The organism is Thalassococcus sp. S3 (assembly GCF_004216475.1).
Classification (GTDB): Bacteria; Pseudomonadota; Alphaproteobacteria; order Rhodobacterales; family Rhodobacteraceae.
In genome coordinates, this window is record NZ_CP022303.1 from 2,198,144 (window position 1) to 2,222,376 (window position 24,233).

A 24,233-nucleotide genomic window follows, 5' to 3' on the forward strand; every position below is an offset into this window, starting at 1 on the left:
GCGTCTCGGCGGATCATTGACCCGCCAGCGCTATCACGGGGCCGTGCCCTTAGCCAGCGCCGTTATGCCTCTTCCTTTTGGGGGTCGCGATCCTCGTTCGCGGGCTCCGGTTCGGCGTCCTTGCGGCCCAGACGACCAAAGAGCCATTCCGTGTGCTCCTCGCGTTTGCGCATCGTGAACGTGCCAAACTGGTGAACGGCAAAGGCAAAGACACCGAGGCCCACGAAGATAAAGACGGTGGTGCCGATCTTGCCCAGCGGCGTGGCGGGGACGAGCGAGCCATAGCCCACGGTCGACAAGGTCACCACGGTGAAGAAATAGGCGTCGAGCCAGGTCCACCCTTCGACCAGCTTGAAAAAGACCGTGCCGCTGAGCACGACCATCATCAAGGACAGGACGAGGGTGAGAACCTGGTAGCGGCTCATGCCATGATCTGTTCCTTCAGCTCTTCGATCACCTTCACCCACAGATCCGGCGGCTGCGCGCCGGGGACGGCGTGTTTGCCCGCCACGATGAAGGTCGGAACCGAATTCACGCCCATCTCGCGGCTATGAGCGTCGCGTTTGCAAATATCCTCGCGATCCGAATCCGAGGACAAAAGGCGCAGGACAACCGACGCGTCCATGCCGATGCTGTCCGCGAGATCGGCCAGAACCTCCGGGTTGCCGATGTCGCGGCCCTCGTTGAAATAGGCCTTGAACAGGGCGGAGACGGCCATCGTCTGCTTGCCTTCGATCCCGGCCCAATGGATCAGGCGGTGCGCGTCCAATGTGTTGGGCGTCCGCTCCATCGCTTCGAAATTGATGTCCAGACCCGCGGCCTTGGCATTCTCGACCACCGGCGCATAGGCCTTGACCGCGCCTTCCTTGCCGCCGAATTTCGCTTCCAGATAGGTCCGTCGATCCATACCCTCCGTCGGCATGTCGGGGTTCAGCTGAAACGGATGCCATTCGATCAGAAACGGATGGTCTGCCACCTGCTCCAGCGCCCGGTCCAGATGCGCTTTTCCGATGTAACACCACGGACAGATCGGGTCGGATATGATATCGAGCTTGATGGTGGCATCGGTCATTTCAATTGGCCTTTCACATGGTCTTTGAGCGCGCGTCGCAGAAGTTTGCCATTGGCGCCTGTCGGCAGGTCATCAAGATATATGTATGCGCGCGGTTGTTTGTACCGGGCCAGCCTTGTGTCGGCAAATTGGGCCAGCGTGTCCTGGGACAAGGGGGTCGGACCGGTGTAGAAGGCGGCGATGATCCGCGTGTCCTCTTTCACCTCGATGTCCGTCACACCGATCTGCTCGACCCCCGGACAGGTGGCGAGCGCGGCTTCGACCTCCAGCGGCGACACGCGATAGCCGCCCGCGTTCATCATGTCGTCGGCGCGTCCGAGGTAATGTATCCTCCGATCTTTGGTCATCACGCCCTGATCGCCGGTTAGAAACCAGTCGCCGTTCATCCGCGCCTGGGTTTCCTCCGGCGCGCCGAGATATTCCAGCATCAGGCCCGGATCGTCGCGATGGACGGCGATCACACCTTCCTTGCCCAGCTCAACCGGACCGTCAGCACCAAGAATGGCAACCCGACGCCCCGTTTGCGGACGTCCCAACGCGTCCGCCGGTACGGGGGCGGCGGGGCTTGAGGAGATGAATGTGGAGCATTCGGACATGCCATAGGCCTCGTAGAGCCCGGTGCCCGTTGCGCCCTCCCAGGCCTCCGCCAGCGTTGCAGAGAGCTTTTCGCCGGCCGTCAGCCCATGGCGGAGTGTGGGCAGCGAAAACCGGGTGCCCGATTTCAGCATCTTTCGATACACGCCCGGCGCGGCTGCGAAAATCGTCGCCTGATGGCTGTCGAGCAGTGCCGGAAGGTCCGAGATATCGACACCCGCTTCGGGGATCAGGGCGGTCGCCCCTTGGGTCCAAGGGTCCATCAGGCCGGTGCCCAGGGTATAGGTCCAGTTGAAGGCGCCGGCATGAAGAAGACGGTCCTGCGCGGTCAGACCGTACCAGCCCTCCATCATCATCAGGCGCGCCCAGATGGCCCGATGCGCATGGGCAACCGCACGCGGTATGCCGGAGGTGCCGGATGTGAAGATGATATAGGCAAGACGGTTCGGATCGCCCATCGCGTAGGGCGCGGGCGGCAAAGCACGCATCGACTGCAGGGATTTCAGCGGGATTGTCCGCTCATGAGGGGCCGTCGCCACCTTTGGATCGTGCAGCACCGCAGCGGGTTTCACGATCTCGAAGATCCGGGCGACTTCCCGCTCGGTCAGTTGCGACGATGTCGGCGTCGGGACAAGGCCCGCCGCGATGGCGCCAAGATAGGCGAGCGGGAAATCAATGGTGTTGCCCAGCCGCAGGATCAATCGGTCGCCGGGTGTCAATCCTTGCGCCAGAAGTCCCGCGGCGGTTCCGCGCACCGCCGCCTCGAGCCTTGCATAGCTCCACTTTTCGGCGTCCGCGGCGGATATCACCTCAAGCGCGGTTTTGTCCGGTTGCGCCTTTGCATGCTGCAGAACATGCGCCGCCAGGTTGAATGGTGCGGGGCAGGGGGCGGGCGGGCCTTGGTCGAAGACGGATAACATGGCGCTTTCGCTAGCCCGCGTGTCATCACGTTGCAAGCGCGGCGCGCGCTGCCTATAGACGTTTCATGACGTCACGTGATCCAAAATCCATCATTCGCATCGCGCGCTCCTCTGGCGGCGAAGTTGAGGCTGAACCGCTCGATCTTGGGGTGCGCGTCCGCGAGTTGCGCAAGGCCAAGGACTGGACGCTGGAGCAGGCTGCCAATCAGGCCGGACTTGCGCGCTCCACGTTGAGCAAGATCGAAAACGGCCAGATGTCACCGACCTATGAGGCCCTCAAGAAGCTTGCCGTCGGCCTGGAAATCTCGGTGCCCCAGCTCTTTACGCCGCCGCAGGACAGCAAGGTGAACGGTCGGCTGTCGGTGACGAAATCCGATGAAGGAAACTCCTATGCCACGGCGACATACGAACATGAGTTGCTGGCCGAGACGCTGACGAAAAAGCAGATGCTGCCCTATCGCGCGCGCGTCCGGGCCCGCTCAATGGACGAATTCGAAGGCTGGGTCCGTCACGACGGAGAGGAGTTTCTCTACGTCCTGACCGGTGTCATCAAGCTTTATACCGAGTTTTACGAGCCTATCGAGATGCGGCGCGGCGACAGCGCCTACTATGACGCGACCATGGGTCACAACGTCGTCTCCGTCAGCGCCGAAGACGCCACGATCCTCTGGGTTACGTCGCTCGTCTAAGCGTCGGCGCGTGCCCGCAGGTCAATCGCTTCCCTCGCAAGCGCCTCTACATAGAGGAAATCCTCAAACTCTTCCCGAGCCTCGGTCAGGGTAAGCTGATGCGTATCGGCGATATATGCTTCGAACCGCGCGCGGTCGAGTTTGACAAAAGGCATCGCGCTTTCATCAAGATGGGGAAAACGGGATGATTTCATCCGGTTGAACCAGACGCCCCAGTTTTGCGTCAAATCAGTCCAGGTCATGAGCCCCACGTCCTTTTCTTCATGTCCTCACGCCCACGAAAACCCTAACGATCCGTTAACAAATTCGCCAAGCGACCGGTCAGCACATGGGGCGGAATGCCGCAGGGTCAAGTCAAATGGGGTCGAAAGAGCCGTGTGAGTGCAAGATGCGCAAGGCCCACGGCCAGGATTTGGGCCAGAATGAACATCAGGATATGGCCAGGGTAGATCCCGGCAAACGTGTCGGTAAAGCCGCGGGCAATGGTGACGGCCGGATTGGCGAAACTGGTCGATGATGTGTACCAATACGCCCCGGTGATATAGAGCGCGACCAGCGTCGGCACGGCCTCTGCGCGGGCATACAAGCCGCCGAAGATCACGAAAAGAAGGCCGAAGGTCGCGATCACCTCGGAACTCCATTGCGCGGGGCCCGTTCGGTGAAGTGTTTGCGATGTCTGAAGAATGGGCAGATCGAACATCAGATGCGCGGCCCAGACACCCACGATCCCGGCGGCGACCTGCACTATGACATAAAGCGCGGCAAGGCGGGGTGCGATCTCGCCCCGCAAGAGGAAGGCCAGGGTCACGGCAGGATTGAAATGCGCGCCCGAAATGGGCCCGAGCGTGGTGATGATCGCATAAAGCATGCAGCCGGTGGCAATCGCGTTGGCCAGAAGGGCGATGGCCACGTTGCCGCCTGCCAGTGTCTCGCCCATGATCCCAGACCCGACAACGCCGATCAAAAGAAAGGCCGTACCGATCGCCTCGGCCACCAGTTTTTGCGCGGTCATGTCAGCGTTCCGATCCGCTTGAGATGGGCGATCAGCTCGGTCTGTTCCATGGTCTCTATGGGCAAGTCCAAGAGAGCCTTCGCGCGCCGGTGAAGCGTCTGGTAGGCCGCCTGAAACGCGGTTGCCCAATCAGGCTCTGCCGCCGCTGCCGGATCCTCCACGCCCCAATGGGCCCGAACAGGCGCGCCGGGCCAGACCGGACACGTTTCCGAAGCCGCCGATCCGCAAACGGTGATGACAACATCCATTTCCGGCGCGTCGGATTCGGCAAACTCGTCCCAGCTTTTCGAGCGTGCCTTGCCTACATCGTGACCTTCCTCTTTGAGAAGCCGGATGGATTGCGGATGTACCTGTCCCGCGGGCTGGCTGCCGGCCGAGAACGCGCGCACGCGATCGGGCGCATGGGTGTTGAAGATGGATTCCAGAAGGATCGAGCGGGCCGAGTTACCGGTACAAAGGACGAGAATATTCATGAGACCTGCCAGGAGGTGATTTGAGAGGAGATGGTTTATTGCAGGTGCGCACCGGGCGGTGCCGCTGCTTAGGTCCATGACATCCGTCCGATATCATCGACCCGATGCTGCAAGGACACACGGCTGAGCGTTTCGAACGGCAGATTGACGAAGGCCTGGATTCGGTTGAGCAACGATCCATAATTCTCTTGAAACGCGAGCTCTTTTTCCGCGTCGGTTCCGGTGGCCTTGACCGGGTCCGGCAGTCCCCAATGTGCGCTGATCGGCTGGCCGGGCCAGGCCGGGCAATCCTCGTTCGCGGCTTGATCGCAGACCGTGAAGACGAAATCAAAGGCGGGGGCATCCGGGCCGGACATGACTTCGATGTTTTTTGAGGCCAAACCGCTGATGTCATGCCCTTTGTTGCGCAAAAGCTCCAAAACCTTTGGGTGGGGTCGCCCGACGGCCTGCGTTCCGGCAGAATAGACCTCGAACCGGCCCTGACCTTCATCCCTCAGCAAAACTTCGGCAATAAGGGAGCGTGCGGAGTTTCCGGTGCAGATGAAGAGCGCCGTCATGGGACGGGTCTGTCCCGACGACAGCGGGGTTTCTGTGGCGAAAGGCGCACAGATATCCGGTCGGCTCTGGCAGCAATCGTCCAGCAGAAAGGTCATCAGAGCCTGAACCTGAGAAACATTGGCGCTGTATTTGAGGGATGTGCCATCCCGACGTTGATCGACCAGTCCGGCCTCGCGCAGGGCGGAAAGATAGACCGAGCCGGTATTGGCCTTGATGCCCAGCTCCCGCGTGATCTCTCCGGCCGGAACGGCCTGTGGGAAGCGGCGCATCAGCAATCTGAAGATGGCCAGACGGTTATCATGCGCAAGCGCGCCGAGTTGCTGAGTGGCAGATAATTCCATATTTCATGAAATATGGAATCTTTTGAGCTGCGTCAATCGGGTTCGTACCACCACAAGGCGGGCATATAATCCACGCGGTCGCCGTAGAGAGGCACCTGTTCCGGCCGTTTCATGGCTGAGATATGCGCAATCCGTCCAACATCGAACTGCCAGATCGGGATGACATAGCGGCCTGCGGTGAGGATCCGGTCCAAGGCGCGGGTCGCGGCCAGGAACGTTTCCCGATCCTTTGCCTGCAACATAGTGTCGATCATTGTATCCACCGCAGCGGACGACACGCCCATAAGATTGCGCGTTCCCACCTCATGGGCCTGGTCGCTGCCCCAATAAAGCCTTTGCTCGCCTCCCGGCGAGAGGGACAGGTCGCGCCGGAAGTCCGTCATTTCGAAGTCGAGGTTCTGAATGCGGGCGTTGTACTGCGCATCGTCCACCCCGCTGACCAAGACCGAGATCCCCAAGCGACTGAGAGATCTTGTATAAAGGTCGACCATGCTTTGCATGTCGCGCGCGCTCTGTCTCAGCAACACCTCCAGATCGAAGACCTCTCCATCTGTATGTGTCAGGCGTCCGTCAACGATGCTCCACCCGGCCTCTTCAAGCAGCGCGGCGGCCGTGCGCAGGTTCCTGCGGTTGCGGGCGGTGCCGTCGCTTTCCGGCAGACGGTATCCCTCGATGGTGCCGGGGGTCAGCTCTGCCGCGAACGGGCGCAGCAGGTCGCGGGTCAGGCCTTGGGCCGGGCCGTCCTTCATGGCGAGATGCGAATTCGAAAAATACGATGTAATGCGCGGCTGTGCGCCACCGGTCATGGTGTCATTGATATACTCAAAGTTGAAGGCAAGGATCATGGCCTCGCGCACGCGCCAATCATCAAAAGGGGGCTTTCGCGTATTCATCACGAAACCGGTCATTCCCGAAGGACGGTCATGCGGGATTTCGGTTTTGACGATCCGCCCGGCGCGCGCGGCCGGAAAATCGTAATCGCGTGACCAGGCTTCTGCGTTGAATTCGCGAATGGCCGAAAGCTCGCCTGCCTTGAAGGCTTCGAAAAGGACGGTCTGATCACCGTAGAATTCAATGCGCATCGTGTCGAAGTTCTGCGTGCCCCGTGTCAGGGGAAGATCGTTTGCCCAATAGTCAGGATTGCGACTGAGTTCGACATATCGCCCGCCCTCGTACCGGGAGACGACATAAGCGCCTGTTCCTATTGGGATATTCGACAGATCCGAAGAGGTGAAAGATGCGTCGTCCCATTGCGCCTTTTTCAGAATGGGGCGCAAACCCGCAATAAGGGCAAGTTCGCGATCTTCGGTATTGAAGGTCAGGCGAACACTGCGTGGTCCAGTGGCCTCTATCGTTTCGATCCGTGACCAGAGACCGCGATATCGCAGGTGCCCTTCGGTCCCGAGTGTTTCGTAGGACCAGATGACATCCTCGACCGTGACGGGGCTTCCGTCGGAGAATCGCGCTTCTGGTCGGAGGGTGAATTCAACCCAGGCGCGGTCTTCTGGCACGCGAACCGATTCGGCCAAAAGACCGTAAAGGGTGAAGGGTTCGTCCCAGGATCGCCCCATCAGCCCTTCGTGGGTCCAGTACCGCAATTGCCAGGGCGGGGTGCCTTTGGGGATGAAGGGATTGAGGGAATCGAACCCGCCCGTGTTACCAAAGACCACGCGACCGCCTTTCGGCGCATCGGGGTTTACATAGGGGAGAGACACAAAATCCGGTGGAAGGGCGGGGTCCCCATACATAGCTATGCCATGGCGCGATTCTTCCGTAGCGGAAACCGCCGTGAAAATTGCAGCGAATCCGGCGATCAGCGCCGCTCGCGCGAGGAAAAAAACTGGTCGCACTTTGGCAACAATCCTGCTCTGGCCTTATTTTCTTGAGGCTGAAGGTAACGGGGGATTCATGTCTTTTCAAACTTTTAGCTTGGATGTCGGAGGCGAATTGCTTATAACAAGGGCACTGCTCGATAGGTTTCTTGCCTGTATGAAACCTGCCTCAATAACTTAACGCCCGCTTCGTGCGGGCGTTTTTTTGTGCATGCCCGGTACAAGATTTTGGGGCGTTTGTACGGGATTTCGTACCAAACACCGAAGCGGCGCGCCGGACTCCGCCGGCTCACGGAACTTTGCGCCGATTGCGCGTTTTCTTTGCAGGTGCAGCATGTCACGCTGCACGCGAATACAAGCGACTGCGAAGGAGACGGACGGGATGTCACTCAAAGGCAAGACGGCAATCATTACAGGATCGAATTCCGGCATCGGTCTGGGCGTAGCCTGGGAGCTTGCAAAGGCTGGCGCGGACGTGGTGCTGAATTCGTTTACCGATACCGATGAAGATCACGCATTGGCCGAAGACATCGCTGAGAAGACCGAAACCCAGACGCGCTATATCAAGGCGGATATGTCCAAGGGGGAGGAATGCCGCGCGCTGATCGAAAAGGCGGGCGCCTGCGATATTCTGATCAACAATGCGGGCATTCAGCACGTGGCGCCGATTGACGAATTTCCGGTCGAAAAGTGGGACGCCGTCCTCGCGATCAATCTCAGCTCGGCCTACCACACCACGGCGGCCGCGCTGCCGCTGATGCGCGCGGCGGGTTGGGGGCGCGTGATCAATATCGCAAGCGCCCATGGCCTGACGGCCAGCCCCTACAAATCCGCCTATGTCGCGGCCAAGCACGGGGTTGTCGGCATGACCAAGGTTGTGGCCCTCGAAACCGCGGAAGAGCCGATTACGGCGAACGCGATCTGTCCGGGCTACGTCCTGACCCCGCTTGTGGAGGCCCAGATCCCCGACACGATGGAGAAATACGATATGAGCCGGGAGGATGTGATCAAGAACGTCATGCTTGAGCGTCAGCCGTCAAAGGAATTCGCCACCGTGGAACAGCTTGGCGGAACGGCTGTCTTCCTCTGCTCGGACGCCGCGGCGCAGATCACGGGCACGACGATCAGTGTCGATGGTGGGTGGACCGCGCTATGACCGGTGAACGATCCGTCCCGAAGCCCCTGGTGCTGCAGGACGAAGACGCGCGGGGTTCGCGCCTTAAGAACACGGATCTCAGCGACAGCTTCCTGCGCAATCTCAAGATGCGGGATGTCGAGATCCGCGATGTCGATCTCAGCAGTTCCGAGGTCGAGGGCGCCAACATGTCGGATGTGCGGTTTCACAACGTCCGGATGGAGAATGCACGCTTTGACAATGTGAACCTGACCAACGTCTCGATCACCAACGCAAACCTGGCCGGGATGACGATCGACGGTGTCCTGGTGACCGACCTTCTGGCCCGCATTGATCCGGATGACGACATATGAGCATTCGGATCAACCTGGCGCTGCAGGGCGGCGGGGCGCATGGCGCCTTTACGTGGGGTGTGCTTGACCGGCTGCTTGAGGACGAGGAGATCGAGATCGCCGGGATTTCCGGCACCTCGGCGGGCGCTCTGAATGGCGCCGCGCTGAAGGCGGGGCTGGTGCAGGGGGGGCGTGACGGCGCCCGCGAGAACCTGGATTGGGTCTGGCGCCAGGTCGGCGCGGTCGGGGACATGCGCCTGACCACTTGGATGCAGGGGCTTGAGCCGGGCAAGATCGCGCAGGCCATCGAATATTCGCTGCCGTTTTCGGTGGGTGATGCATGGTCGCGGATGGTGTCGCCCTACACTTACGGACCCTTTTACCGAAACCCCTTGCGCAAGATCGTCGAAGGTTTCGATTTCGACCGCGTCTGCGCAAATGAGGGCCCTGCGCTTTTCATTTGCGCCACACGTGTGCGCAACGGCAAGATCAAGGTCTTTCAGGGGCACGATATCTGCACCGATGCCATCCTCGCGTCGGCTTGCCTGCCCACGATGTTTCAGGCCGTTGAAATCCCGGACAGCGAAACCGGCCAGGTCGAGGCGTTCTGGGATGGCGGATATACGGGCAATCCCGCGCTCTACCCGCTGTTTTCGGCGCAGCTGCCGGATGACATCGTGATCATCAACATCAACCCGTTGGAACGGGACGGCCTGCCGATCACACCGCAGCAGATCCAGAACAGGATCAACGAGATCAGCTTCAACTCCTCCCTGCTGCGAGAGCTGCGCGCGATCAATTTCGTGCAGAGATTGCTGGAGGACGGCACGATGGAACGGGGCCGCATGAAGCATGTGCTAGTGCATATGATCGCGGATGACGCCCTGATGAACGAGTTGAGCGTGGCGACAAAGCTGGTTCCGACGCCCTTTGTGCTGAACAGCCTGAAAACCGCGGGACAAAAGGCGGCCGATGCGTTTCTGGGCCAGCACAAGGGAAGGCTTAACAAGGAAAGCACGGTTGATCTGAAGGATATGTTCGGCTGACCGATCCCGTGAGAACAGGCCCGCCGATCTGAGATCCGCTCAACGCTTGCGGATGGATCGTGTCAGCGCGCGGCGGCCTTTGTCTTGACCGGCGCGGGTTCGCTCGGGTCCTTGGAATTGGGATAGACAAGGCCCGCCGAGATGACCAGCTTGGCGGCATCTTCCACCGACATCTCCAGCTCAATCACGTCTTCGCGCGGAAAAAAGAGCAGAAACCCGGAGGTCGGGTTGGGTGTCGTCGGCACGAATATACTCAAAAGCTCACCCGACGTTTCCGCGCGGTCCGAAACCTCGCCCCTGGCGGTGGTCGAAATGAAACCGATCGCCCAGATGCCCTTGCGCGGATATTGTATGAGGCAGGCTTTTTCAAAGGAGCGTTCGGTCTGGGCGAACACCGTCTCGGCGATCTGCTTGATGCCGGAATAGATCGAGCGGACGACCGGCGTGCGCGCCACGATGCTTTCGGCCCAGCGGATCAGAGAGCGGCCGATGATGCCCTTGGCGATCCACCCCACCATCACGGTGAAGATCAGGAAAAAGATCACGCCGACGCCGCGCAGGTTGATCCCGATATATTGCTCGGGCCGGAAATTGTAGGGGACGAGGGGCAGAACGAAGCCGTCGATCCAGCCGACGACCGTCCAGATCAGCCAGACGGTGAGCCCGATCGGAGCGATCACGATCAGGCCGGTCAGAAACGATGCGCGCAGGCTCGCAAAAAGTCCGGGGCGGCGTGCGGGGGCATCTTCGTCGAATGGGGTTGTCATTGCGGTTCCGTTCCTGGCTGGCTGCAAATTAGGGACTTTGAGCAGCCTCTACAATGCTTTGCCGAACCCATCGCGGCTTTATCATCCGATCGTGCACAGCGCCTGAGCAATTCGCGCGCCCAGCCGGGCATTGTTGCGCACAAGGGCGATGTTCGCGGTCAGAGAGCGGCCCGCGGTTTCCTCGAAAATGCGCTGCAGCAGGTAGGGGGTGACCGCCTTGCCGGTGATCCGGTGCCGGTCGGCATCGGCCTGGGCCCGCGCGATGATGGGCGCCAGATCGGCGGCGGGGATTTCGTCCGAGGCAGGGATCGGGTTTGCCACCAATTGTCCGCCGGGCAGGCCGAGTGCGCGCCGCATGTCATGGGCCTGCGCGATCAGCGTGGGATCATCGAGGCGCAGAGGCGCCTTGAGAGGGGATTTGGCGGACCAGAAGGCGGGGAAGTGATCCTGACCGAAAGAGATCACCGGAACGCCGAGGGTTTCGAGGACTTCGAGCGTTTTCGACAGGTCCAATATGGCCTTGGCACCGGCCGCCACCACGGTGACCGGTGTCTGCGCCAGTTCCTGAAGGTCGGCGGAAATGTCAAAGCTTTGTTCGGCCCCCTGGTGAACGCCGCCGATACCGCCCGTGGCAAAGACCGCGATGCCGGCATGGTGCGCGGCGATCATGGTGGCGGCGACGGTGGTGGAGCCGGTTCCGCCGGTGGCCATGCAAACGGCAAGATCCGCACGGGAGAGTTTGGCGACGCCCTTGGCCCGCGCCAGTGTTTCAAGCGCCTCTGCCGTCAGGCCGATGTGAAGAATGCCGTCGATGACGGCGATGGTCGCGGGCGTGGCACCTTCCTTGCGGATGTCCTCCTCGACCTGCTGGGCGACCTCCAGGTTCTGGGGCCAAGGCATGCCATGGGTGATGATGGTCGATTCCAACGCGACCAGCGGCGCGCCTGCCGCACGCGCGGCGGCAACCTCGGGAGAGAAGGCGGGGGCAATCACAGCGGGGTTTCTCCGGATACGTAAGAGGCCGCGGCATGCAGCGCACGGGAGAGCGCTGTTTCGCGGTCACTCCCATCGGCTTCCGCCGCGATATGGGCGGCCATGAAGGTGTCGCCGGCGCCGGTCACACGGGTCACCAGCACTTCGGGCGGGGTTTGGGTGATCAGGCCGTCCGCGCAGCCTTCGCTCGCCGAGCGTCCTCCATCGGTGACGAGCACCCGGAGGGCGCCGCGCGCCAGGAGCGCGTTTGCGGCCTCCCCGGATGTGGCAAAGGTGGTCTGGCACAGAAGGCCCGCTTCTTCGAGATTGACGTAGAGCGTGGCGCGGGCGTGGTTCAGAAACGGCAAAAGGCGTTCGGCCTTGCCGGGCGAGGCGGGTGCGACGCGCAAGTCGGCGGCGGCAAAGGCCGGGGAACGTGCGATGTCTTCCAGCAGGCGCAAGGTCAGGTTGCCGTCGAGCGCGATATAGCCGTCGAACGGGGCGGACGCGGTTCCAAGCGGACCGCTGGTCAGCGGGCGCAGGATCTTTTCGCCCGCCGCTTCGAGGGAGTTCGCATCCGCAATGGCGGCGATCAGCCCGTTCGCGCCTTCGACCGCCATATAGCGATCGGTCGGCAGATCTTCCGAACGGTAGATGTGACCCGTCCGCAATCCCATGCGCGCACAGGCGGCGACCAGTTCATCGCCTTCGGGGTCGCGCCCGATCGCGGTCAACAAGGTGGGCTCCATACCGAAGCGGGCCAGCGTCATGGCGATGTTCATGGCCACACCGCCGGGCAGGCGGGTGATCCGGCCAGGCACGTCAGAGCCCTGGCGCATATGACTGGCCGCACGACCGATCACGTCCCACAGGACGCTTCCGATGCAGAGGATATCGGGTTTGCCTTTCATATCGCTTCTTCTGCGCCGAGCGTGCCGGATGCGCAAGCCAAATACCGGCTGCCGTTGATCCAGATCATGGAGCGGGCCTGTCCAGACCTCGACGATGATGAAACTGGAAATACGGAGTTCAAAATGACATCTTCGCCCCTTTCTGTCCTGACCGCGCTTTTGATGTCCTGCGCTGTGGCTGCAGGTGCGGATGCGCCAACCCTCGATCCCGCGCACGACGCCGACCACTTCGGGGCGCGCGATGACATGCTATTCTGGTCGCAGGCGGAAAAGGTGGCCGGGTTTCGCAACATCGACCAGTTGTTCCCCACCCGCAGGGTAGAGGCGAGCGGCTTTGTCCTGAACCTGCCGGATCGGAACGCGGATCTGGGTGCTTTGGCGGTCCGGGGGGCCGTCGGGGACCTCTCGCTCGACGCCTTCTTCGATGAAAGCGATATGAGCGGGATGCTGGTTCTGAAGAACGGCGAGATCGTCTATGAGCGCTATGGGCTTGGGAACGGGCCGGACACGCGCTGGATGTCGTTCTCGGTCACCAAATCCGTCGTGTCGATGCTTTTTGGCGCGGCCATCGCGGACGGTCATATCGAAAGCGTCGATATGCCGGTCATTGCGTTCCTGCCGGAACTGAAAGGATCGGGATATGAGGCGGCGAGCATTGCCGATATCCTGACGATGTCCTCCGGCGTCGATTGGGACGAGACCTATTCAGACCCGTCATCCGACGTCAATCGCATGCCGATGGACACGCCGTCGCTGATCGCGTTCCTGGCCGAAAAGGGCAGCGTGGCCAAGCCGGGGCGCCGGTTCAACTATAACACCGCCGAAACGAACCTGGCGGGCGCGGTCTTGCGCGCCGCGACGGGACGCGATCTGGCAAGTTACCTGAGCGAGACGATCTGGGCGCCCTTCGGCATGGAGGCGGATGCGCATTGGATGCTGGGGGGACCCGATGGTGGCGAGATCGGGGGATGTTGTCTGAGTGCGACGCTCCGCGATTACGGGCGTTTGGGCCTTTTTGCCTTGAGCGACGGGGTGTTGCCGGACGGTCGCCCGGCGCTGGCAAAGGGATGGATGCAGACTTCTACCCGCCCCTCCTATGGCTATCCCGGATACGGTTATCAGTGGTGGCTGCGCCCGGATGGCGGATACCAGGCCGAAGGGATCTTTGGTCAGGGCATCTATATCTATCCGCAGGACGATGTGGTGATCGCGGTGCAAAGCGCACGCGCACAGGCCGATGACGAGGAGGACTGGGCCCTGCAATATGGCATGCATGAGGCTGTCGTCAGCGCCCTTCGGCAATAGACGCCCGGACGCTACTCTGCGGCCAGCAGGGCGTCGCGCGCCCTGTTGCGCTGTGTGGCGGTGATCAGTCGTTGCTGATAAAGCTCACCGATACGGGCCATCTGATCCTCAAAGGCCGGTGCCTGCAGGTAAACGGCCATCAACTGATCGAACGCGATATCCCGCATCGCATTGCGCTGTGTCGCGGTCACAAGGTTTGCGCTATAAAGCGACATCGCATTCGTAAGGCATTCGGTCACCTCCGGCTCCACTCCGGCGGCCCGGCAGCGGAGCATCGTGCTGTCGGTCACGATGTCGCGCAGATCGTTGCGCTGCGAGGCTGTGATCAGGTTCCCGCCGTAAAGTTGCGACATCTGCTCAAGCGTCGTTCTGGCACAGGTATAGGAAAGGACCGGTGCGTCGCCAAAGGCGGTTTGCAGACGCCGCATCACGTCATCGCGGCTTTGGTTCCGGTCTGAGGCGCTGATGAGGTTCTGTTGATAGCGGCTAGCGGATTGCTCCAGAACGGGCTGCTCCTCGGTCAGCGCGGTGGCCGTGGGGCAGGCATCGGACTGCAGGGTCGGCGCGGCGGGGGAAGGGGGTGTCGCTGCGGCGGGCGCGGCCGTTCCTTCGGGCGTGTAACTTCGGCTGGCCTGTTGGCCAAGGGCATTGAGGTCGATGCGCCGCGCGATCCCGTCGGCGGGGAGGGAGGACGTATAACGGATCGAATATTGACCGCTGAGTCTGTCGGCAATCTGCGCATAAACCGCGCTCAACTCCTCTGCCGTGGGCGCGGGAAGATAGGCCGCTCCGGTGGTTGTGGCGATATCGGTGAGCACGGCCTCGTCAAGCTCGGTCCCGAGGCCCACCACAAAGACCGGCACACCGACCGTTTCGGCGCGGGCCAGCACGTCGGCAATGGTTCGGCTGCTCAGCGGTTGGCCCTGCCCATCATCGTCAACGCCATCCGAAAGCAGCACAACCGCCTTGCGGCCACGCCGGTCGGCAAGCAGGTCGATCGACTGGTAAAGCGCGTCGTAAAGGGCCGTATCCCCACGCGCGCCCAGGCCGGCGATGGCTGAAAGGATCGGGTCCTTGGCGCTCATCATCGGGGTCTGGATCTGGACCGTGCGCGCGAAGGAGACAAGCTGAACCGCGTCGGTGGGACCCAACGCGGACACAAAGGCAGAGGCCGCAGCGCGGGTTTCATCGAGGCTGCGCGCCATGGACCCGCTTGTATCCAGCGTGACCACGACGGAAATGGGGGGCAGCTGGGGTTCGACGGTCAACGGGTCCTGATCGACCTCGTCCTCACGCACCCGGAAATCGGCGGCGGTCAGCCCGGTGACCGGGCTGCCGTCGCGCAGCACGCTCACGAACAGGCGCACCTGCGGATAATCGTCGTGATTGACCTCGCTGATCGTGACCTCCGCCCCCTCGGCCCCGCCTTGAGGGATGACGCGGGGTGTTTCCTGAGCCTGGATCTGAAGGCTGAGCCCGGCCAGACAGCCCGCCAGAAGAATGCCGCGCATTGAAACCTCCCGATATGCACGCGGGAAGGTCAGCAAAGGCGGGGGCACCGCTCAACCCGGTGGCACGGCTGACAGGTCAACCGGCAAACCCTTGCCCGCCAGCGGCGGCAAGCCGCCGTTTGGTGCCGTCTTGCGGTGATCTTGCCGTCTGAAAGGGCGCGTTTCGGCAATCCGTCGCTGTTCAACCCTGCGTGAGGTGTCTTGGTTTGCAAGCCCGCGCAGGGTTCCTTCATAGCACGCGGAAGGGTTGCGATGGCGCGACCCCGGGGGATTTGTAGCGAGATAGCAACGATGACGGACATGTTTCGGCCCACAAGACGGGGCGCAATGGCAATGCTTTTGGGCACGGCTTCGGTTTTGGTGGCGGGCCCGGGTCGGGCCGAAGAACCGACCCCGTTTTCCTTCGATTGGCTGAAGGAGCGGATGCGGACAAGAGCGGAGGGGGCGGATGTCGCACCCGAAGCCTTGCAGAGTTTCCTGGCGGATCTGGATTACGACGGATACCGATCGATCGCGTTCCGGCCTGAAATGGCGCGTTGGCGCAGTGACGAGGTGTCGTTCCAGCTGCACGCCTTCCATCCCGGCTGGCTTTACAAGGAACCGGTCGTCCTGCACGAGGTGGTGAACGGCACGGCGCAGGAGATGACATTCTCCACAGCGGATTTCGAGTATCGCAAGTCGCTGGCGGGGCAGGTGCCGGAAGACGCGGAATTGCCCGGCATCGCGGGATTCCGGCTGCACCATCCGCTGAACACGGCGAATGTGTTTGACGAGCTGATCGTGTTTGTCGGGGCCAGCTATTTCCGGGCCCTGGGGCGCGGCAATTCCTATGGGTTGTCGGCGCGTGGTCTGGCGATCAACACCTGGCTGGACGGCCCGGAGGAATTCCCGCGCTTTTCGGAGTTCTGGATGGAACGTCCGGCCCCCGGTCAGCAGCACGTGGTGATCTACGCAGCCTTGGACAGCACGTCGGTCACGGGCGCCTACCGGTTCGAGGTGCATCCGGGCGCCGATACGGTGATCGACGTGGAGGCGCATCTTTATTTCCGTGAGGAGGTGGCGGAGATCGGGCTGGCGCCGCTCACGTCGATGTTCTTTTTCGACAATTACACGCAGAGGGATTTCAACGACTATCGCCCGCAGGTCCATGACAGCGACGCGCTGAAGATCGTGCGCAGCGACGGCGACGTGCTGGTGCGTCCGCTGAACAATCCGGTTCGGGTCGCAGGGTCCTATTTCGCGGAAACCGGGCTGCAAAGCTTTGGCCTGATCCAGCGCAACCGCGATTACGACGACTATCAGGATGCGGAGGCGCGCTATCATGACCGGCCATCGGTGATGATCGATCCGCTGGACGATTGGGGGCCGGGCGCGATCCGGCTGGTCGAGATCCCGGCCGAACTTGAAATCGAGGACAACATCGTTCTCTTCTGGGTGCCGGAAGGTCGTCCGCAAGCCGGCGAAGAGCGCAGCTATCGCTACCGGATGCATTGGGGGGCGCTGCCGCCCGATGAGGACGGGGCGCTGGCTTGGGTGGCCGGCACCAAGGCCGGCCATGGTGGCCCCTCGGGCGTGCCGATCGAGAATGAGAACATGCGCAAGTTTGTGATCGATTTCGAAGGCGGGCTGCTGGGCCGGTCCGCGCCCGATGCAGGGGTGGAACCGATGGTCACCGCCTCGGCAGGCGAGATCAAGGGCGTGGTTCTGTCGCAAGTGTCGGAGGCCGATGCGCCCGGAGGTCTGTGGCGGCTGGTCATCGACATCGACGGCGGCACGGAGCCGCTGATCGAATTGAGCGCGCATGTGGCCGGCTATGGCCGAAAGCTGAGCGAGGTCTGGCTCTACCAGTGGGTGCGTGATGTGCCTGCGCCGGTGACCGAGGCCAATTCCCAGATCGAAGGCTAGGGGCGGGACGAAACGCCCGCCATGTGGCCCGACAAAGACTTGAGGGCGGCGACGGGGTCGTCGTCCTCCCATATCTCGGTGCCGATGCCGAAAAAGTCGGTGAACGGGGTCAGCGCGCGAACCTGCGTGTCTGTCAGCCCGCCTTCGGCGACCACTGGGACCTCGATCATTTCCGACCACCACTCGAAAAGTTCGGTGGGCGCCGTTGTTCCATCGCCCAGCGCGCTCGACCCGACGGGGCCGAAGCTGACATAGTCCGCACCCGCTTCTCCGGCGGTCATGCCGTCATGGCGGGAGGCTGCGCAAAAGCTTCCGACGATGGCGTCCGGGCCCAGGGCCTTGCGTGCGGAACGAACCGAACGCGCGCCGTCCGAGAGATGAACGCCGTCCAGTCCCAGCCGTTCGGCCAGAACAAGGTGATCCGTGATCACCAGCGCCACATCGCGAGCATGGGTGATGTCCCGCAACGCATCCGCCGCGCGGCTGATCCGGTCCTCATCCCTTGATGCCAGGTCAAGACGGACACAGGCGATATCGACCGTGTCCAGAACACGCGCCAGATTGTGCGGAAACTGGCTCAGCTCAAATTCAGGGGGAGAGACGAGATAGAGCTGTGGCAGGTCGGGGGCGGTCATGCGGTTGCCTTTTTTCTTGTGCTGGCGCTCGTTTAGCCGATGTCGGCCGGGTTGCAAATGTGGGATGCGGCGGCGCAGCTCTTTTTCAGCGGAAGGTGCAGATGCGTGAAGGGCAGGTTTCAACCGACGCAGGCACGCGCTAGATGTCAGAAAAGCCACCGGAGGGCGATGCGATGAACCAGGACCGCAGGACGCTGCTTTTGACAGGAGCCAGCCGGGGCATCGGCCACGCGACCGTCAAGCATTTCTCTGCCGCGGGATGGCGGGTGCTGTCCTGCTCGCGCCATCCCTTTCCCGAAGACTGCCCGTGGGAGGCGGGAGAGGAGGATCACGTCCAGGTCGACCTGTCCGATCCAAATTCCACCATCGCCGCGGTCGAGGAAATCCGAGAGCGGCTGGGCAATGGCCGGCTGGAGGCCTTGGTCAACAATGCCGGCGTGTCGCCCAAGGCCGATGATGGCGGGCGGCTCGATACGCTCAGCACGGATCTGAGGGTCTGGGGCAAGGTCTTTCACGTCAATTTCTTTGCTTCCATCGTTCTTGCGCGCGGTTTGCGGGATGAATTGCAGGCGGCACAGGGTGCGATTGTCAACGTCACCTCAATTGCGGGCGCGCGGGTGCATCCCTTTGCGGGGGCGGCCTATGCGACCTCAAAGGCGGCCCTTGCCGCGTTGACGCGCGAGATGGCCCACGATTTCGGACCTTTGGGCGTGCGTGTGAATGCAATTGCGCCGGGTGAGATCGAGACCGACATCCTGAGCCCCGGAACGGAGGAGCTGGCGGAGGACATCCCGCTCAGACGTCTGGGCCAGCCGGAGGAGGTGGCGCGTACGATCTATTTTCTCTGCACGCGTGAGAGTTCCTATGTTTCGGGCGTTGAGGTCGAGATCAACGGGGGCCAGCACGTCTGACCCCTTGTGCCGGGCCGCCTCTCGCCCTAGACGAGGGCGGGTTTTGACAGCGAGGGGTCATGGCGCAGCCGTTTTTCGTATTGGTGCGGCCTCAGATGGGCGAGAATATCGGCGCGGCGGCCCGGGCGATGTGGAATTTCGGGCTGGACCGGATGCGGATCGTGGCCCCCCGCGATGGCTGGCCGAACCAGAAGGCCATCGCGATGTCCAGCGGGGCAGGGCGCTTGCTGGACGAGGCTGTGCTGACCGATGACACGGCAGGTGCGCTGGAAGATTGTTCTTACGTTTTTGCAACGACCGCGCGGCAAAGGGGGCTGACCAAGCCCGTCTTCAGTCCGGAAGAGGCCATGAAGGTCGCCGCGCAGAAGATCGGCGCGGGGGAGAAGGTGGCCGTGCTCTTCGGACCGGAGCGGGCGGGGCTTGAAAACGACGATATCGCGCGCGCCAGTGCGATCATCTCTGTCCCGGTCAACCCGGACTTTCCGTCCTTGAACCTTGCGCAATGTGTGCTCCTGACGGCCTATGAATGGCGCCGCCAGACCGAAGAGGTCGTTGCGGAAACCGTCGAGATGGCCAGAGGTGACTGGGCCACGGGGCTCGAGATTGAAAAGCTGGCCGCGCATTACGAAGAGCGTCTGGACGAGGCGGGTTTCTTCTTTCCCCCGGCCAAGGCAGACGGCATGAAAATCAACTTGCGGAACCTGTGGTCACGGATGCGATTGACCCGCGCGGATGTGCAGATGCTGCATGGGGTGATGCGGCAGATGGTCCGCTGGAAAGATCGCGGTACGTGAGGTGCTGGACGGCACTGCAACCCGCCCCTAGGTTCACGCGAAAATCGACAATGAGGATGCGATGAGCGGAAAACGCAGCATTTTCGAGGAAGTAAAAACAGCCGATCCCGCGCCTGCCACGGCGCCCGGTGGCATCGACCGGGGGCGCACGGGCGCACGCGGCGCGATCCGGGTCTGGCTGATGATCCTCTTTGCCCTGGTGGTTGTCATGATCGCCGTCGGCGGCCTGACGCGCCTGACCGACAGCGGGCTCAGCATCACCGAATGGCGCCCGATCACGGGTGCGATCCCCCCGCTGAGCCCTGCGGATTGGGAGTTGGAATTCGCCAAATATCAGGCGATTGACGAGTTTCGGATCCAGAACCAGTGGATGACGATGGAGGACTTCAAAGTCATTTACTGGTGGGAATGGGGCCACCGGCAATTGGGTCGGGTGATCGGACTGGTCTGGGCCGTGGGCTTTCTGTGGTTCCTGCTGCGCCGGCAGATCCCCACGGGGTGGACCGGGCGGCTTTTGCTTTTGGGCGCCATGGGGGGCGCGCAGGGGGCCATTGGATGGTGGATGGTCGCCTCTGGCGTAACACAGGGCGAGGGGGTGGTCGATGTCGCCTCCTACCGGTTGGCCACCCATCTTGGCCTGGCCTTTGTCATCCTCGGCTTCATCGCTTGGTACATCTTCCTTCTGGGGCGCGACGGGCGCGAGTTGATGCAGGCGCGCCGGGCCAAGGAAGCTCGGCAGTTTGGCCTGTCGACGGGACTTTTGCATTTTGCCTTTCTGCAGATCCTGATCGGCGCGCTTGTGGCGGGGATCGATGCGGGGCGGAGTTATACCGACTGGCCGCTGATGGGTGGGCAGATCCTGCCCGACAGCGCCTTCGTGCTGGAGCCGGTCTGGCGGAATTTCTTTGAAAGCCCGGGGCTGGTGCAGTTCATTCACCGGGTGACCGGTTATCTGCTGTTGATCTTTGCCGTCGTGGTCTGGCTGCGCGGACGTCGCAGCAGCCATGCGGCCACCCGGACGGCGTTTCACGCGGCGTTCATCGCGCTTTTGGCCCAGATTGCCCTGGGCATCGTGACGGTTCTCTATGCTGCACCCTGGCAGATCGCGATTGCCCATCAGTTCCTTGCCGTGGTGCTTTGGGTGCTGATCCTGCGGGCAAGGTTCCTGAGCGCGTATCCCATTTCAGCATCAATCCGGGGAGCCTGACATGCCTGCTTATGAAGACTTGATGGCCTATCAGCACGAAACCGAAGCGCTGGGGCAGATCGCCGGAAGGCTGGGCTGGGACCAGGAGACGGTGATGCCCCGCGGGGCCGCCGCACAGCGCGGTCAGGAAATGGCGGCGATGGAGGCTGTTCTGCACAGCCGCCGCTCGGACCCGAAGGTGGGCGCGTGGCTTGATGTCGTGGAAGGTGAGCCCCTTGACGAGGTGGCCCGCGCGCAGGTGCGCCAGATCCGGCGCGCCTATGACCGCGCCAGCAAGGTGCCGGCGGATCTGGCCAAGCGCCTGGCGCGCGTCACGTCCGAGGCGCAGGGCAAATGGGCCATCGCCCGCGCCGACGAAGACATGGCGGCCTTCATTCCGGTGCTGGACGAGGTGGTGTCGCTGAAGCGCGAAGAGGGCCAGGCGCTGGCCAATGGCGGCGATGTCTATGATGCGATGCTGCAGGATTACGAGCCGGGAACGACAGCCGCCGATATCGCGGCGATCTTCGGAGAGATGCGCCCGAGGCTGGTGGCCCTGCGCGCCGCGGTCCTTGAACGGCCCGCGCCCAAGGCGCTGAGCGGAACCTTTGACGAGCTTGGCCAGATGGCCCTGTCGGCGAAACTGGCCAAGACATTTGGCTATGACATGAGCCGGGGGCGGGTGGACAAGGCGGTTCATCCCTTCAGTAGCGGCAGCGGGTCCGATGTGCGGATCACCACCCGCACCAGCCTGGAGGATCCGTTCAACTGCTTTTACTCCACGATCCACGAAGTCGGGCATGCCTGTTATGAACAGGGGGTCGATGACAGTCTCGCCCTGACAGCCTTGGGCCGGGGCGTGTCGATGGGCGTTCACGAAAGCCAAAGCCGCATCTATGAAAACCAGCTCGGCCGGAGCGAAGCCTTCACGAGCTGGCTTTTTGGCGAGATGAAAGAGGCGTTCGGCGCCTTTGGGATCGACGATGCAAAGGCTTTCTATGCGACCGTCAACCGTGTCGCGAACGGCTATATCCGAACGGAAGCCGATGAGGTGCAATACAATCTGCACGTCATGCTGCGGTTCGATCTGGAACAGGCGATGATGTCGGGTGATCTGCAGGTTGGCGATCTTGAAGCCGCCTGGAATGACCGCTTTGCGTCGGATTTCGGTTATGCCGTCGACAAGCCGTCCAACGGCTGCCTGCAGGACGTTCACTGGTCCGTCGGGCTTTTTGGGTACTTTCCGACCTATTCACTCGGCAATGTCTATGCGGGGTGCCTTCACGAGGCGTTGAGAGCGGCGCTGCCGGATCTCGATGGCGATCTGGCACGGGGGCAGACGGACAGTGCGACAGGCTGGTTGCGCGAGAATGTGCAGCGGTTCGGGGGGCTTTATCTTCCGCAGGAGATCATCGAGCGTGCCTCTGGCCGCGTGCCGAGTGCGCAACCTCTGCTGGATTACCTCGACCGCAAGTTCGGCGAGATCTACGGGCTGTCCTGACCAAAGGATTTTGAGCGGCGCGGAAGATGGATGGGGTGATCTCCGCGCCGCCCTTTCACTCAAGCCTCGCTTGGGGCGGACAAGCGTCGCTCGAGGATCGAATAGGCGCCGCCTCCATAAATAAGGAGGGGGACCGACGCCATTACGAAGAGTACAAGACTGTACTCCGGCAGGCCTGAGAGTGGGACGTGGCCGCCGATAAAGACGAAACAGGCGGCGAAGAGACACCCACCGACTGCCGTCATGATTCGCGTGTAGAGCCCGAAAGCGATCCACACGCTGATTGCGATCATCAACCCATAAGCGGCAATATCTGCCGCCGGAGCCAAGGACCAAAGGAAAGCGTCCAGAACTTTCGGCCCATTTCCGCGCATGCCTTCCATGGCGGGGATGAGCAGGACGACTGCCACGACGCAGCGGCAGACCAGCTGTAAGCTCGATTGCACGTTTGTCATTGCACGCCTCATTGATAACGCTTCGATTTTTACGATACGTGCAACTTTACCGTGCAAGCAAGCAGACGTCCCGCAACCGGTGGCTTGCAGTTTTGTGGGGTGCAAAAGTCTGCCGATACCCTAGCGCGGAAATCCGCCGAGCGGAGCGTTCAGAGGTCGCGATGGCTGGTCAGAAGATCCGAGATCCATTCGATCACATGCATCATGATCGGATCCCGGCGCCGCGTCTCGTGATAGCAGAGATACATGCGCACCGATGTTTCGTTGCGGCCACCGTGCAGCGGGAAGATATCGTTATGCTCCCGCGCGATCACATGCGGCAGAACGCCGGGCATCTCACTGGCGCGCATCGCGTGATAACAGCCGACCAGTGTATCCATCCGAACCGCGGGCGGTTTCTGGAAAAAGGCCTGCGCTGCCGTCATGGGCGGTTGTTCGTCATAGGACGAGGTCAGACCGACCCATCCGTTATGGACGGGGGCGTTTTCGAACCCATAGATGTCGAAGCGCATATTCGTGAGGTATTTCACGATCAGGCGCCCCTGATTGGGCCGGTGCGATGTGATGATGACGTCGTTCTTGCCTAGCGTCTCCTGAAAGATCATGTCGTTCAGAACAAGCGACACGGTGGGATGCGCGTCGCGGAAGCGGGCGAGGCCCTTGCTCATCACATAATAGCTGAGCGCGGGCGGGCAGCCGAGCGTCATGTTGATGTGTTTGTCGGTATCCCCACGTGCGGTGTTGAGAAACCCGATGATCTGGTTGTCGAAGGCTTCGACATCGCTCAGCAGCGTATCGATCTGATCGCTTGGCTGCCAGCCATCCGGGGTCCGGACGAAGGGGTCGAACCCCAGCGTTTCACCCAAACGGGCCAGGCGCCGGGACACGGTTGCGGGATTGGTTTCCAGTACTTTTGCGGCTGCGGCCATGCTGCCAGTCTGCTTGACGGCCAGAAGGATGCGCAGGTCGTCCCAGTTCTTCACTTTAACAGGTCCTTCCTTTAAGTCGCGCCGGCGGAACGTAAAAGATGGCCTCCCGCTGTCAATTCGCAGAATGGCTATCGGCGGGAAGCCGCTGTTTTCCGCGGGGTCATCTTTTTCCTTGATCCGCGATCTTCGAGCGGGGCGCAACGCTGTTGTTAACCTGTTGATAGCCTTTGATGCGGATCGGCATCAAAGGCTGCCCGGTTTTGAAAGCAGGCGTTACACCCTTGATGCAATTCGAGACAAAGGCGATGGGGCATGCATGGATATGTGTACCGTCTGACGCTTCACGCTGCGGCGATTTGGCATCACTGGAAGACGGGTGCCGGTGGCCTGCCGCATGGTTTGCGCGTCGGGCGCGAATCTCAGGGCCGACCCCAAAGGGCCGGCCCG

At 61.9% G+C, this 24,233-nt stretch carries 25 protein-coding genes; 10 read left to right on the plus strand and 15 right to left on the minus strand.

Features of this window, described 5'->3' with window-relative positions:
* Window positions 1-62: 62 nt before the first annotated feature.
* Genes CFI11_RS11010 through CFI11_RS11020 form a run of 3 tightly spaced genes read right to left on the minus strand, consistent with a single transcriptional unit; the run spans window position 63 to window position 2,586 of the window.
* Complete coding sequence (locus CFI11_RS11010) at window positions 63-425, minus strand: potassium channel family protein (RefSeq protein WP_130405872.1); 363 nt, start codon at window positions 423-425, stop codon at window positions 63-65.
* A complete protein-coding gene (locus CFI11_RS11015) occupies window positions 422-1,072 on the minus strand; it encodes a DsbA family protein (RefSeq protein ID WP_130405874.1) in 651 nt (216 codons plus the stop codon). The genes CFI11_RS11010 and CFI11_RS11015 overlap by 4 nt, the downstream gene beginning before the upstream one ends.
* Window positions 1,069-2,586: a class I adenylate-forming enzyme family protein gene (locus tag CFI11_RS11020; protein WP_130405876.1), complete on the minus strand. Its 1,518-nt coding sequence runs from the start codon at window positions 2,584-2,586 to the stop codon at window positions 1,069-1,071. The genes CFI11_RS11015 and CFI11_RS11020 overlap by 4 nt, the downstream gene beginning before the upstream one ends.
* Before the next feature lie 65 nt (window positions 2,587-2,651).
* Between CFI11_RS11020 and CFI11_RS11025 the strand changes: the two genes are divergently transcribed.
* The gene (locus tag CFI11_RS11025; protein WP_130405878.1) at window positions 2,652-3,275 is read left to right on the plus strand and encodes a helix-turn-helix domain-containing protein; all 624 of its coding nucleotides are present in this window, start codon (window positions 2,652-2,654) and stop codon (window positions 3,273-3,275) included.
* On the opposite strand, the gene CFI11_RS11030 is transcribed toward CFI11_RS11025, so the two are convergent.
* From CFI11_RS11030 to CFI11_RS11050, 5 genes are all read right to left on the minus strand, one after another.
* Window positions 3,272-3,517, minus strand: a complete 246-nt coding sequence (locus CFI11_RS11030) for a hypothetical protein (RefSeq protein WP_130405880.1) — start codon at window positions 3,515-3,517, stop codon at window positions 3,272-3,274. The two genes, CFI11_RS11025 and CFI11_RS11030, sit on opposite strands and share 4 nt — an antisense overlap.
* Before the next feature lie 107 nt (window positions 3,518-3,624).
* Window positions 3,625-4,287 carry an MIP/aquaporin family protein gene (locus tag CFI11_RS11035; protein WP_130405882.1) on the minus strand — a complete coding sequence of 221 codons (663 nt, stop codon included), beginning with the start codon at window positions 4,285-4,287 and terminating at the stop codon, window positions 3,625-3,627.
* Window positions 4,284-4,760, minus strand: coding sequence for an arsenate reductase ArsC (locus CFI11_RS11040; protein WP_130405884.1), 477 nt, complete (start codon window positions 4,758-4,760; stop codon window positions 4,284-4,286). The genes CFI11_RS11035 and CFI11_RS11040 overlap by 4 nt, the downstream gene beginning before the upstream one ends.
* A gap of 68 nt (window positions 4,761-4,828) precedes the next feature.
* Complete coding sequence (locus CFI11_RS11045) at window positions 4,829-5,659, minus strand: helix-turn-helix domain-containing protein (RefSeq protein WP_130405886.1); 831 nt, start codon at window positions 5,657-5,659, stop codon at window positions 4,829-4,831.
* Between the two features lie 32 nt (window positions 5,660-5,691).
* Window positions 5,692-7,509 carry an extracellular solute-binding protein gene (locus tag CFI11_RS11050; RefSeq protein WP_130405888.1) on the minus strand — a complete coding sequence of 606 codons (1,818 nt, stop codon included), beginning with the start codon at window positions 7,507-7,509 and terminating at the stop codon, window positions 5,692-5,694.
* Between the two features lie 364 nt (window positions 7,510-7,873).
* Here CFI11_RS11050 and CFI11_RS11055 point away from each other — a divergent pair, with 364 nt between their 5' ends.
* The 3 genes from CFI11_RS11055 to CFI11_RS11065 are packed head-to-tail and all read left to right on the plus strand — an operon-like array spanning window position 7,874 to window position 10,004.
* On the plus strand, window positions 7,874-8,647 hold the full coding sequence (locus tag CFI11_RS11055; protein ID WP_130405890.1) for a 3-hydroxybutyrate dehydrogenase: 774 nt from the start codon (window positions 7,874-7,876) through the stop codon (window positions 8,645-8,647).
* Window positions 8,644-8,979, plus strand: coding sequence for a pentapeptide repeat-containing protein (locus tag CFI11_RS11060; protein WP_130405892.1), 336 nt, complete (start codon window positions 8,644-8,646; stop codon window positions 8,977-8,979). The genes CFI11_RS11055 and CFI11_RS11060 overlap by 4 nt, the downstream gene beginning before the upstream one ends.
* On the plus strand, window positions 8,976-10,004 hold the full coding sequence (locus CFI11_RS11065) for a patatin-like phospholipase family protein (protein ID WP_130405894.1): 1,029 nt from the start codon (window positions 8,976-8,978) through the stop codon (window positions 10,002-10,004). Before CFI11_RS11060 ends, CFI11_RS11065 begins: the two co-directional genes overlap by 4 nt.
* Before the next feature lie 62 nt (window positions 10,005-10,066).
* Here CFI11_RS11065 and CFI11_RS11070 read toward each other — a convergent pair whose 3' ends face one another.
* From CFI11_RS11070 to CFI11_RS11080, 3 genes are all read right to left on the minus strand, one after another.
* Window positions 10,067-10,771: a DUF502 domain-containing protein gene (locus CFI11_RS11070; RefSeq protein WP_130405896.1), complete on the minus strand. Its 705-nt coding sequence runs from the start codon at window positions 10,769-10,771 to the stop codon at window positions 10,067-10,069.
* 81 nt (window positions 10,772-10,852) lie between these two features.
* Window positions 10,853-11,764 carry a pseudouridine-5'-phosphate glycosidase gene (locus CFI11_RS11075; protein WP_130405898.1) on the minus strand — a complete coding sequence of 304 codons (912 nt, stop codon included), beginning with the start codon at window positions 11,762-11,764 and terminating at the stop codon, window positions 10,853-10,855.
* Window positions 11,761-12,654, minus strand: coding sequence for a PfkB family carbohydrate kinase (locus CFI11_RS11080; RefSeq protein ID WP_130405900.1), 894 nt, complete (start codon window positions 12,652-12,654; stop codon window positions 11,761-11,763). Before CFI11_RS11080 ends, CFI11_RS11075 begins: the two co-directional genes overlap by 4 nt.
* Before the next feature lie 123 nt (window positions 12,655-12,777).
* On the opposite strand from CFI11_RS11080, the gene CFI11_RS11085 reads away from it, so the two are divergent.
* Window positions 12,778-13,959, plus strand: a complete 1,182-nt coding sequence (locus tag CFI11_RS11085; RefSeq protein WP_165390239.1) for a serine hydrolase — start codon at window positions 12,778-12,780, stop codon at window positions 13,957-13,959.
* 11 nt (window positions 13,960-13,970) lie between these two features.
* Here the strand turns inward: CFI11_RS11085 and CFI11_RS11090 are convergent, their stop codons facing one another.
* A complete protein-coding gene (locus tag CFI11_RS11090) occupies window positions 13,971-15,470 on the minus strand; it encodes a VWA domain-containing protein (protein ID WP_130405904.1) in 1,500 nt (499 codons plus the stop codon).
* Between the two features lie 291 nt (window positions 15,471-15,761).
* Here CFI11_RS11090 and CFI11_RS11095 point away from each other — a divergent pair, with 291 nt between their 5' ends.
* Window positions 15,762-17,375, plus strand: coding sequence for a glucan biosynthesis protein (locus CFI11_RS11095; protein ID WP_130405906.1), 1,614 nt, complete (start codon window positions 15,762-15,764; stop codon window positions 17,373-17,375).
* Here the strand turns inward: CFI11_RS11095 and CFI11_RS11100 are convergent.
* Window positions 17,372-18,010, minus strand: coding sequence for a thiamine phosphate synthase (locus tag CFI11_RS11100; protein ID WP_130405908.1), 639 nt, complete (start codon window positions 18,008-18,010; stop codon window positions 17,372-17,374). The genes CFI11_RS11095 and CFI11_RS11100 overlap by 4 nt on opposite strands.
* A gap of 143 nt (window positions 18,011-18,153) precedes the next feature.
* Between CFI11_RS11100 and CFI11_RS11105 the strand changes: the two genes are divergently transcribed.
* The 4 genes from CFI11_RS11105 to CFI11_RS11120 all read left to right on the plus strand — a co-directional run bounded on the left by CFI11_RS11105 (window position 18,154) and on the right by CFI11_RS11120 (window position 22,402).
* Window positions 18,154-18,921: an SDR family NAD(P)-dependent oxidoreductase gene (locus CFI11_RS11105; RefSeq protein ID WP_254449071.1), complete on the plus strand. Its 768-nt coding sequence runs from the start codon at window positions 18,154-18,156 to the stop codon at window positions 18,919-18,921.
* A 59-nt stretch (window positions 18,922-18,980) separates the two neighbouring features.
* Window positions 18,981-19,715 (plus strand): RNA methyltransferase, encoded by a 735-nt coding sequence (locus CFI11_RS11110; RefSeq protein ID WP_130405910.1) that lies wholly within the window; start codon window positions 18,981-18,983, stop codon window positions 19,713-19,715.
* Window positions 19,716-19,776: 61 nt separating this feature from the next.
* Window positions 19,777-20,922 carry a heme A synthase gene (gene ctaA / locus CFI11_RS11115; protein ID WP_130405912.1) on the plus strand — a complete coding sequence of 382 codons (1,146 nt, stop codon included), beginning with the start codon at window positions 19,777-19,779 and terminating at the stop codon, window positions 20,920-20,922.
* Window position 20,923: 1 nt separating this feature from the next.
* Window positions 20,924-22,402 (plus strand): carboxypeptidase M32, encoded by a 1,479-nt coding sequence (locus tag CFI11_RS11120; RefSeq protein ID WP_130405914.1) that lies wholly within the window; start codon window positions 20,924-20,926, stop codon window positions 22,400-22,402.
* Between the two features lie 59 nt (window positions 22,403-22,461).
* Here CFI11_RS11120 and CFI11_RS11125 read toward each other — a convergent pair whose 3' ends face one another.
* Window positions 22,462-22,857: a hypothetical protein gene (locus CFI11_RS11125; RefSeq protein WP_130405916.1), complete on the minus strand. Its 396-nt coding sequence runs from the start codon at window positions 22,855-22,857 to the stop codon at window positions 22,462-22,464.
* Window positions 22,858-23,006: 149 nt separating this feature from the next.
* Window positions 23,007-23,840, minus strand: a complete 834-nt coding sequence (locus tag CFI11_RS11130; RefSeq protein ID WP_130405918.1) for a LysR family transcriptional regulator — start codon at window positions 23,838-23,840, stop codon at window positions 23,007-23,009.
* Between the last annotated feature and the right edge of the window lie 393 nt (window positions 23,841-24,233).